The sequence below is a fragment of the Desulfovibrio porci genome (genome assembly GCF_009696265.1).
GTDB classification, from domain to species: Bacteria; Desulfobacterota; Desulfovibrionia; order Desulfovibrionales; family Desulfovibrionaceae; genus Desulfovibrio; species Desulfovibrio porci.
The window spans coordinates 1-3,194 of the sequence record NZ_VUMH01000029.1 but is presented as its reverse complement, the minus strand read 5'-3'; the positions used below and the strand labels follow the sequence as shown (position 1 = coordinate 3,194).

General features: G+C 57.3%; 3 protein-coding genes and 1 pseudogene. 3 read left to right on the top strand and 1 reads right to left on the bottom strand.

The window, feature by feature from the left end; genetic code table 11:
* Window positions 1-264: 264 nt before the first annotated feature.
* From FYJ44_RS14310 to FYJ44_RS14300, 3 genes are all read left to right on the top strand, one after another.
* Window positions 265-1,638 carry an alanine/glycine:cation symporter family protein gene (locus FYJ44_RS14310; RefSeq protein WP_154513294.1) on the top strand — a complete coding sequence of 458 codons (1,374 nt, stop codon included), beginning with the start codon at window positions 265-267 and terminating at the stop codon, window positions 1,636-1,638.
* Between the two features lie 258 nt (window positions 1,639-1,896).
* Complete coding sequence (locus FYJ44_RS14305) at window positions 1,897-2,643, top strand: cache domain-containing protein (RefSeq protein WP_154513292.1); 747 nt, start codon at window positions 1,897-1,899, stop codon at window positions 2,641-2,643.
* Window positions 2,644-2,650: 7 nt separating this feature from the next.
* Window positions 2,651-3,091: a diguanylate cyclase domain-containing protein gene (locus FYJ44_RS14300; RefSeq protein WP_154513290.1), complete on the top strand. Its 441-nt coding sequence runs from the start codon at window positions 2,651-2,653 to the stop codon at window positions 3,089-3,091.
* On the opposite strand, the pseudogene FYJ44_RS14295 reads toward FYJ44_RS14300, so the two are convergent.
* Window positions 3,084-3,194: pseudogene (locus FYJ44_RS14295) on the bottom strand (IS5/IS1182 family transposase); the annotation flags it as partial. The gene FYJ44_RS14300 and the pseudogene FYJ44_RS14295 sit on opposite strands and share 8 nt — an antisense overlap.

Below are 3,194 nucleotides of genomic sequence, written 5' to 3'. Positions count from 1 at the left end.
GGCAGCCCTTGCCGTAGCGCCTGCCACAAAAAATTTTATGAGTTCGGTCTGTTGCCGATTACTTAGTCTGCTGCGCCTTTCATACATGGCGTTATCCTAGCTCTTTTTTCTTAGCTAGGACAGCCCCAAAAACAACTTGCCATATTTCTTTTTTGCGGTGTAGCGTGAGGAGTATTCCATAACAATGCGTGATGCGGGCGTTCTCTGCGGGGACGCCGCCGGCCCGCGGACCGGCGCTGGAATTCTGAACAAGCGGAGGTGGCAATGCAAGCAGTGTATGATTTTCTGCAAGCGGTCAGCAATGTGGTATGGGGCCCGATCATGTTGGTCATGCTGGTGGGCACGGGCCTGTATCTGACCATCGGATTGCGTTTTTTTTCCTTCCGTAACTGGGTCCGGGCCTACCAATGTCTGTGGCAAGGCCGCAAGCACCAGTCCGAGCACGGCGAAGTCTCCCCTTGGAATGCCCTGATGACCGCCCTGGCGGCGGACATCGGCACCGGCAACATCGTGGGCGTGGCCACGGCCATCGCCTTGGGCGGGCCGGGCGCGCTGTTCTGGATGTGGGTGACTGCCCTGGTGGGCATGATGACCAAATTTTCGGAAGTGCTGCTCTCCGTGCACTTCCGTGAAAAAACGCCCGCCGGCAACTGGGTGGGCGGCGCCATGTACTTCATCAAGAACGGTCTGGGCAAAAACTGGACTTGGCTGGCCACGGCTTTCGCCCTGTTCGGCATGATCGCCTGCTTCGGCATCGGGGCCATGGTTCAGGCCAACGCCATCAGCGTGAACCTGACCAAAGCGTGCAGTGTGCCGGGCTGGGTCACGGCCCTGGGCCTGCTCTTCTTCGCGGGCATCGTGCTGGTGGGCGGCGTCAAGCGCGTGGGCGCCGTGGCCGGCAAGCTGGTGCCTTTCATGGCCGCGCTGTATGTCATCATGTGCCTGATCATCATCTTCATGCACATCGACCGCGTACCCTCCGTGTTCTGGTGGGTGGTTTCCGACGCATTCACGCCCACGGCGGCCCAGGGCGGCTTTGTGGGCGCTTCGGTGATGATGGCCATCCGCATGGGCATGGCCCGCGGCGTCTTCTCCAATGAAGCCGGTCTCGGCTCCGCGCCTATGGCCCACGCCGCCTCCACCGCCGAATCCCCACTGGTGCAGGCTTCCATCGGCATGCTGGACGTGTTCATCGACACCATCATCGTCTGCAGCATGACCGGTTTTGTGATCCTGGTTTCCCTGGACCCCGCCGGTCAGCCCCTCTGGAGTTCCGGCATGAGCGGCGGTGTGCTCACCGCGTCGGCCTTCCAGCACAATCTGCCCGGCTTCGGCGAATACGGCGTGACCTTCTGCCTCACGCTCTTCGCCTTCACCACCGCCCTGGGCTGGTGCGTTTACGGCGAACGCTGCGTCATCTACCTTTTCGGCGACAAGGCCCAGAAGCCCTTCCGGGTCATCTATGTCTGCGTTGTGGCCCTGGGCGCCGTGCTGGCCCTGGATCTGGTCTGGCTGCTGGCGGACATCGGCAACGCCCTGATGGCCTTCCCCAACATTATCGGCATTCTCCTGCTCAGCCCCACACTGTTCAAGATTGTGCGCGAGGAGGTCAAGAAGGACCCGCGCTTCGTCCTGTAATTTCAATTTACGATAATACGCAATGGCGGTCGCGAGGCCGCCATGCTTGCGTGGGCAGTGCGTCCGGACATTGAGAGATGTCCGGACGCACGTGCTTTTCATCTGTACAAAAAAATAAAACTTCTTCTATTAAAAATAAAAACGCTTTGTTACAGAAAAAAGGGGAAAATTGCCTATGGATATTTCCTAAAAAATGTTTACTATCATCGCAATCCGGCAAATTTTTTATATTATACAATTTTTATCACAGCGTTTGCGATGTCCTGCAAAAAGCTCTCTTCTACCGGCACGGTCAGCGGACTTTTTTCCAGAAGCCTGTGGCTGGTGTTCGCGGCGTTCGTCTGCATCAGTCTCGGCAGTGCACTTTACGCCGGATATCTTTTCATCAAAACCACAGCCGAGGATTCCACCAGAGCGCTGACCGGGGATCTCACATCTCGTCTTGAGGCGACCTACAACCTGCTTGAGGGCATGAGCAAGCAGCCTCTGATCCAGGATACCACCGTTTCCGTTCTGGACCGCGCCATGAGCATGAAACCCTATGCCGACGCCTTCCAGTTCTGGATGATCGGCGTGGTGGATCCGGACGGCACCATTTCCAGTACGCTACGGCCGAAAGTCGCCAAGCTGAAGCGCGACTATATCCCCCGGATCATGCGAACCGGCAAACGGGAGCTCAGCGACCCCTTCCCCGCCGGGGCCACGGGCGACATGAATTTCACCCAGTTCATGCCGGTCAAAAAAGACGGTAAAGTCGTCAGCATCTGTTTCGTCACAACTCCGCTGACGCACATGAGCCAGTTGCCGCCGTTCCGCACCCGTTCCGAATACGGCTATTATCTTCTGGTGGACAGCCGCCGCGCGATCATCGCGCACCCGGACGCCGACAAGCTGATGGTGGATATAAAAAATCTGGTCGACAAGGAAACCTTTTTGCTCGGCAGCAGTCGGGAACAGTTCCTCGACGATATCGAAAAGCAGCGGCAGTTTCATCTGCTTTTTTGAGGGGCGGTTGACCTTCACCGTTTTCAGCCATGTGGCCGACAGCAAATGGACGCTCATTCACCGCGTGCCGATGCTGCCCACCATGCGTCCCATACTGTGGAGTTTCGGCGTGCAGACGCTGCTCTACGCCCTGTTTTTTCTGCTCTTCCAGCGCTATGGGCGCAAGGCCTTTTCGCCGGTGGACAACATCTTCCACCATGTGGCCGATCTGGACAAAAGCGTGCGCGGCTCCAATGAATTTTCCGTGGAGAAGGTCAGCGGCCTTATCGAAATTTCCCGGCGCGGCCTGTTCGACACGCTCACCAACCTGCCCACCCGCCATCTTTTTTACCAGAAAGTCGGCGAAGTTCTCAAAAAGTCGCCCGGTCAGCGGCATGCCGTCTTCTTTTTCGATATGGACAGGCTGAAGCCCATCAACGACAACCTAGGCTCAGGACTCATTAATTGAGATAAAAAATAACGGAGGCAGCGAGGCATATGGCCGAGAAGAACGTGTGAGCGCATCGGTCATAGCGCATGGCAATTCTGCGCCAGTCCTTGAGCCGACCAAA

Bases quoted from the DNA above. Each gene is read 5' to 3' on its own strand.
- FYJ44_RS14310 (WP_154513294.1), top strand. From the start codon at position 265: ATGCAAGCAGTGTATGATTTTCTGCAAGCGGTCAGCAATGTGGTATGG.
- FYJ44_RS14305 (WP_154513292.1), top strand. From the start codon at position 1,897: ATGTCCTGCAAAAAGCTCTCTTCTACCGGCACGGTCAGCGGACTTTTT.